The sequence below is a fragment of the Pedobacter sp. 05L430 genome, assembly GCF_056397585.1.
Map to the genome: position 1 here is coordinate 1 of NZ_JBFTNT010000215.1, position 7,222 is coordinate 7,222.

The following is a 7,222-nucleotide window of genomic DNA, read 5'->3' on the forward strand; positions in this document are numbered from 1 at the left end:
GCGTAGTTCTGATGATAAACCATTTAAAATGGAGAAAAAATGGGTTGACTTTGAAGATATATCCGATAATATGAAACGAGCAGCTGTATCTGCAGAAGATCAGCTATTTCTTAAACACATTGGATTCGACTTAAAAGCTATTGAAAAAGCTTTTGCCTCAAATAAGAGTGGAAAAAAAATAAAAGGTGGAAGTACAATTTCTCAGCAAACTGCCAAAAACGTATTCTTATGGCCTGGTCGCTCATGGATTCGAAAGGGGTTTGAAGCTTATTTTACACTATTGATTGAAATGCTTTGGAGCAAGGAAAGAATATTGGAGGTGTATTTAAATGTAATTGAAATGGGAGATGGAATCTACGGAGCTGAGGCTGCAGCCCAATCTTACTTTAGTAAGTCCTGCACTAAATTAAGCAGGGCTCAGGCAGCACTAATCGCTGCTTGTTTCCCTAATCCAAGAAGGTGGACTCCTAAAAAAGCTACTCAATATATCAGACACAGACAATTTCTTATATTGAAAAATATGAGAAGATTAGGCCCTTTGGATTTTTAATTTCCAGGTATTTCTCATAAAACCCCTATATTAAGCCTTGACTATGCTGTTCGAGGAAGACGTTAGAAGCTATTGGGATAAAATGCGCCTTGGTGATAAGCAAGCGCTATTTGAATTATACAATAACATGTATTTTCATTTGATCCGATTTGGATTAAAAATAAATGCTGACGATGAACTGGTGAAAGATTGTGTTAATCAGGTGTTTTTGAACTTGTGGGATAAAAGATCTCGTCTGAACGCTGTAGATAATGTGAAGTCATATCTGATGACTTCACTAAAAAGATGTATGCTTGATCAATTGGCATATACAGATAAAATGAATGCGGCAGTTAGCAGGATGGGGGCTGAAGAAGAGCGTGCTGAACTATCGTACGAGGAGATTATGATTGCTGTGCAGCAAGATGATGAGTTGAAGCACAAACTACAACTGGCAATTAAACAATTAACTCCACGACAAATGGAGTTGATTCAGTTGAAATTTTTCGAAGGTTTAACGTATGAACAAATAGCCGAGCGTAGCTCTCAAACCGTGAAAACGGCTTATAATACAATTTACGATGCAATTAAGATGTTGAAGAAGCTCTTAAAGTAATTGTTTTAGAAAATATTACAGAATTTCTTAGGAAAAGGAGTCGTTTCTGCCGTCTGTATGGTAAATGTAAATACTATGGTAGGGATTAAGGATGATTTTTGTATTGAAGAGCTAATTTGCTGTGAATCCTTTCAGCAATATTGTCTTGGAACCAGCCTTGCCGATCAGATTTTATGGGATGAGTGGATTGAAAAGATTCCACATAGAAAAACTGATTTTGAAGAAGCAAAAAAAATAKTCAACATCTTAAATGTTAAACAAGGCAGTCGCTTAAGTCAGATTAAAGATTTAAAAGAGGGAATAAAATATCGTAATGCATTTGTTGAAAAAATTGAACTTGGCACTGAACCTAACCTTAATCATAAACGAGCATATCTAAAGTATACCATAGGGATAGCTGCGGCTATTGTAGCTGTCTTATTTTTATACTTTTATTCAAATCCATATTTAAAAGATAAAAACACTCCCAATATTTTTAAACATTACTCGTCAGGAATGGCTGTACGCAGAACCATCATACTAAGCGACGGTACTGTAATAACGCTGGCAAAAGAAAGCTCAATTCAGTTAGATGATGCATATGATACTGGAAAAAGAGAGTTGTGGCTTACCGGCGAAGCATTTTTTGATGTAAAACACGATACAGCCCATCCATTCATTGTTCATACTTCTTTTAACGATGTAAAAGTTCTGGGAACCACTTTCAATATAAAGGCTTATCCTAATTCAAAAACAACGGAGACATCATTAATACATGGAAGTGTTCGTATAGATTCTAAAAGTAATCCTGGCAATTTTGTGATTTTAAAACCCAATCAAAAAGTAGTAAGCAATAATCAATCGGAAACAAAAGATGAATCTGTTACTAAAGAGTATAAGGTTTCTGTATTGCAAACTGATTCTTTTTCCAAGAAACCCGAAGAAACTAAGTGGATAAGAAGCAGGCTAGATATTGATAACCTGCCATTGTCGGCCATTGCCCAGAAGCTACAGACCTGGTATGGCATAGAAGTTTTGATAGCTGATGAAGAGGTAAAGGATTACCGCTATTCAGGAACATTTGAAAATGAGACTATTGTTAAAACACTGGAAGCTTTACAACTATCTTATCCCTTTAAGTTTGAGATTGAAAATAATAAAATCACTATAAAAAAATAGCTATAATCAGGCTATCAAACAAATAAAAAAGAACCTAAACCAACAAATATGAGAAAACATGTACTTTTAGAACATTCCAGCAGTCATTCTTTAAGCGACAGGATATTATTGAGTATGAAAATTACAGGATTTATTTTGCTCGTTTTATGTATGCAGGTATCTGCTGCCGGGTTTGCACAGCAAAAGATTACAATTAATGCCAGGCAGCTAAGCATTAAAGAATTGCTTAAGGCAATTGAGAAACAAACAGAGTATCGTTTTGTATACAGCAACAACACAATTTCGAGTAGTAATAAGAATTCTCTTAATGTTCAGGATGTATCATTAGATGAAGCAATGAGCCAGATTTTAAAGGATACAAAACTTACCTATGTGTTAAAGGAAAGCAATCTGGTGGTAATTTATCCAACAGTACTGGCCAATAGAAAAGATATTGTTGTAACCGGAAAAGTTGTTGATGATACGGGGTTACCAATACCTGGTGTTTCGATTAAAGTTTCGGGCCTGGCAATAGCTGCTGTAACTGATGCTAATGGTGATTACAGTATACGTGTGCCCGATAATTCTTCTAATCTTGAGTTTTCATTTGTAGGTTACGCAAGGCAGCTTGTTAGCGTAGGGAATAGGAAAGTAATTAATATAACACTGAGAACTGATAGCCAGAATTTGCAGGAAATAACAGTTACAGGTTACACAAGTTATACAAAAGAACAATCTGCAAGTGCATCATCTGTGGTTTCAGGTAAGGATATGAGCCAGGTTCCCCTTTCAACTTTCGATCAGATTTTGCAAGGTAGGGTAGCTGGTTTACAAGTGTCTTCAGGATCTGGCCAGCCGGGTACTAGTGCTCAGGTTATTTTAAGAGGAATAGGAACAATAAACGGGAATACCTCTCCATTGTATGTTTTAGATGGAATACCTGTTGAGGATGCCTATTTTCAAACATTAAATCCGTCCGATTTTGAAAGTGTTACTGTTTTAAAAGATGCTACTTCAAAAGCGCAGTACGGTTCTAAAGGTGCTAATGGTGTAATTGTGATTACAACAAAAAAAGGTAAATCTGGAAAGGTCCAGTTCAATTATAAATCTCAATATGGTATTTCCAAGCTAACTTCGCCTAAGTTTAATATGATGAATACCGCACAAAGGCTACAGTTTGAAGAAGAAATAGGACTGGAAACAGGATCAGAAATTGGGCCGGGCTGGACATTCTCGAAAAAGAATCCAGAATATGCCAATATGAGCTCGACAGAACAAAACAGGGCGGATCTTATTTTAGATAGCATTGGAAAAATAAACACGGATTGGAAAGATATCTTCTTTAGAACCGGGAAGTTTACCGAACAACAGGTGGATGCAAGCGGGGGTAATGAAAATGTTAGGTTTTATAGCTCTTTAAATTATTATAAACAGGATGGGATTGCAGTTAGGTCTGGTATGGAACGTTATTCTTTAAGGAATAATGTAGATTTTAATGCAGGCGGATTCTCAGCTTCTAYAAACACAAGTTTAGGTTATTCAGAATCGAGCTTTATTGAACGTGAAGGATCCAGTAGCGGAAGCAATCCATTGTCGGCAGTATATTATGCACTTCCATATGAATATCCTTATGCTTCTGATGGAACATTAGTGCATTATGGTAATTCAGATGATTATGAAATTTATGACCAACGTGAGGGAAGTAATGCTTTAGAAAGATTGTTAAATACCACTAATAAAACCAATCAGTACAAAACGATTTTAAGCGGATCATTAAACTATAAAATCACCGACGATTTGACTATTAAAACGCGATTGGGTGTAGATTTTAGGGAATCTACCGATGAGCGGTTTATTAGGCCTGATTCATACTCCGGATCAAACGAAAATGGAGAAAAAGGAAGTTTTGGCGAGAATTTACGACGTAACTTTTCAATGATCTCTACCTCAGGAATAACATATTCAAAGGTTATTGATAAACATAATTTTGAAGTAACCGGACTTTATGAGATTACAAAGCAGCATTTCAGAAGCTTTGGATATACTGCTTACGGTATAGATCCACGATTACCTGAAACTCCTGCCGGTGCAACTCCGGGTTCTGATGAAAACTCGTTTATTCCTGAATTTAATGGTGGAAGAACAAGAAATGCACTGATCTCATATATAGCGCTTGGCCGTTATACCTTTGACGATCGATATACACTTAACGCGAGTTATAGATATGATGGATCTTCAACATTACCTTTAAAGAACAGATGGCATGGCTTTTATTCAGTAGGTTTTGCCTGGAATGTTAAAAAGGAAAACTTTCTCGCTAACAATGAGTTCATTAATGATTTAAGATTCCGGGCCAGTTACGGTACAACAGCTAGTCCGTTTCCGGGTAATTTTACTTACCTGCCTACTTTTGCTACCACTTCTTACGGAGGTAACAGCGGAATTTATCCTAATGCTTACGGTAGTGCAAACTATGATTGGGAATATGCTAAGGATTTGAATATTGGCTTTGATTTGGATGTATGGAATAACCGTATACATTTGGTAACCGATATTTATAACAAGGAAACAGCAAACCTGTTTTTAGATCTTCCGGTTTCACTTACTTCGGGGGTTGGTGCATTGCCTTTAAATGCTGGTTCAATGCGTAACAGAGGTATAGAAACTGAGCTTAGAGTAGATGTGATTAGAAATGAATCTTTAAAATGGAATGTGGGACTTAACTTTGCTTACAACAAAAATAAAATCACTTCACTGGCTGGTTCTGAGGGATTCGAGAAAAATACAACCGAGATTGTAAGAGAAGGATTACCTTATGGATCTCACTATGCACCTAAATGGGCAGGGGTAGATCCAAAAACGGGTGATCCATTATATTATAATCCAGATGGAACCAAAACCTCAGATTATAATGCTACAACAATGAGTGTGGCGGAGTTTGGTAGTCTTTACCCACCTTTTACAGGAGGCTTTAATACCTCTTTAACCTATAAGGGAGTGAATTTAACAGCCCTGTTTAGTTTTGCAAACCATGTGTACAGATACAATAATGAGGATTATTACAATGAAAATCCAAGTTTTGGAACAAGTGGACAATCAGTAAGGATGCTTTATAACAGGTGGAAAAAAGAGGGAGATCAGGCTCTTTTACCAAGATATGGTGCGAAAAGAAGTTATTCATCTAAGGATATTCAGGATGCCTCTTATATCAGACTGAGAAATGTGAATTTGAATTATTCACTGCCAAAAAAATTATTAGCGGGTACTAAATTCATCAGCGGTGTAACCGTATTTGCTCAGGCCAGTAATCTTGTTACATGGACAAAGTGGAAGGGTTTTGATCCCGAGGATAATAATGGGGAAGCCATGTTTGATTATCCAAGTTCAAGGACATATACCTTTGGTTTAAATGTTAATTTCTAATTGTACAATCATGTTAAAATATTATAGTAATAAACTTTCTCTTTGTGTCATTTTCCTGATTGCCTTTTTAGCAGCGTCCTGCACTAAGGAGCTGGATTTAAAACCATCCGATACAATTGATGACTCAAAAGCATTTCAAACAGTTTCAGATCTTAACGGAGGTTTAATTGGAGCTTATGCTTCATTAGGCGCCTCAACAATAACCAATGTATCTCTTACTTCTGATGAATGTACCTTGCCAAGTGAAAATAGCACTGGCCGTGGTGTATCTACCTATCGGTGGCAGTATGATGGAAGTAACGGTACAATTACGGCAGGTTGGGAAAACAACTACATTTCTATTGACAGGGTAAATCGTGTGCTTGCCTATGTGGATAAGGTAAAGTCAAAATCATCAGAAGAGGGACTTAAAAATCAATATAAAGGAGAGTTATTGGCGCTTAGGGCATATTGCCACTTTGAGTTACTTAGAAACTTTGCTTCTAAATACGAAGCTTCTGCAATGGGAGTGCCGTATATGGAGGTATCAGAGGTTTCCAATCCCGGCAGATTAACTTTTGCAGAATCTATAAACAAAATTAAATCTGATCTTTTAGCGGCAAAAGGGCTAATCCCTTCAGATTTTGATGACAATACCAGAATCACCCTAAATGCAGTTTCTGCAATGCAGGCCAGGGTAGCGCTATATGAAAAAAATTGGGATGATGCTATTAAATACAGCACAGAGGCGATTAATGCAACACCTTTAGCAGGTATCAATGACTTTTCTGATATCTGGAAAGATAAAACAGATGACGAAGTGATATGGAAACTGAAAAGAGTAGCTGGAGATAGTCGCCTTGGTGATTTCTATTATGATATTAAAAATATCGTTGTATATGCTCCCGCTTTTGAATTGATAAATACCTATGACAAGGTTAATGATGTAAGGTACCCTGTCTACGTGAAATTTGATGATACGCGTGGTGCAGGTAAATCTAAATATAGTGTAAACAAATATCTTGAGGGAAGTTCGGGCTTGCCAAATCTTACTGATGTAAAACTTTACAGAACTGGGGAAATGTACCTGATTAGAGCTGAAGCTTATGCCGAAAAAAATAACATTCAGTTGTCGGCACAAGATTTGAATGCACTAAGGGAGGCCAGAATTAAGAATTATGCAGATGTTTCCTTTACAGATAAATCAACTTTGTTAACGGCCGTTGTTTTAGAAAGATACAAAGAACTTGCTTTTGAAGGTCATAGATTTTTTGACCTAAGAAGAAACAATTTACCAATAACTCGCGAGCCTGCGGATGCAATTAATGCTTTGGGTGCAATCAATTTAACCACTGCAAATAAAGAATATGCTTATCCTATTCCTAACGCAGAAATTAAAGCCAATTCTAACGTTAAACAGAACCCATTATATTAAACGGAATACTATGAACTATAAGCTTAATTATTACTTTTCTATTTTACTGCTGCTTGCATCTTTGAATTTACAGGCACAAAAGAAATATGTATTAGTTGTGCAT

General features: G+C 36.5%; 5 protein-coding genes. All 5 read left to right on the forward strand.

Going from position 1 to position 7,222, the window contains the following annotated elements; translation table 11 throughout:
* Positions 1–550: monofunctional biosynthetic peptidoglycan transglycosylase (gene mtgA / locus AC1DG9_RS20200; RefSeq protein ID WP_477635128.1), on the forward strand; the 550-nt coding region annotated here is incomplete at its 5' end.
* 43 nt (positions 551–593) lie between these two features.
* Entirely contained in the window at positions 594–1,145 is a 552-nt protein-coding gene (locus tag AC1DG9_RS20205) for an RNA polymerase sigma factor (protein ID WP_172661441.1), read from the forward strand.
* Between the two features lie 75 nt (positions 1,146–1,220).
* Complete coding sequence (locus tag AC1DG9_RS20210; protein WP_477635129.1) at positions 1,221–2,303, forward strand: FecR family protein; 1,083 nt, start codon at positions 1,221–1,223, stop codon at positions 2,301–2,303.
* A 48-nt stretch (positions 2,304–2,351) separates the two neighbouring features.
* Positions 2,352–5,705: a TonB-dependent receptor gene (locus AC1DG9_RS20215; protein WP_477635130.1), complete on the forward strand. Its 3,354-nt coding sequence runs from the start codon at positions 2,352–2,354 to the stop codon at positions 5,703–5,705.
* Between the two features lie 10 nt (positions 5,706–5,715).
* Positions 5,716–7,119 carry a RagB/SusD family nutrient uptake outer membrane protein gene (locus AC1DG9_RS20220; RefSeq protein WP_288882126.1) on the forward strand — a complete coding sequence of 468 codons (1,404 nt, stop codon included), beginning with the start codon at positions 5,716–5,718 and terminating at the stop codon, positions 7,117–7,119.
* Positions 7,120–7,222 lie beyond the last annotated feature (103 nt).

Bases quoted from the DNA above. Each gene is read 5' to 3' on its own strand.
- AC1DG9_RS20205 (WP_172661441.1), top strand. From the start codon at position 594: ATGCTGTTCGAGGAAGACGTTAGAAGCTATTGGGATAAAATGCGCCTT.
- AC1DG9_RS20220 (WP_288882126.1), top strand. From the start codon at position 5,716: ATGTTAAAATATTATAGTAATAAACTTTCTCTTTGTGTCATTTTCCTG.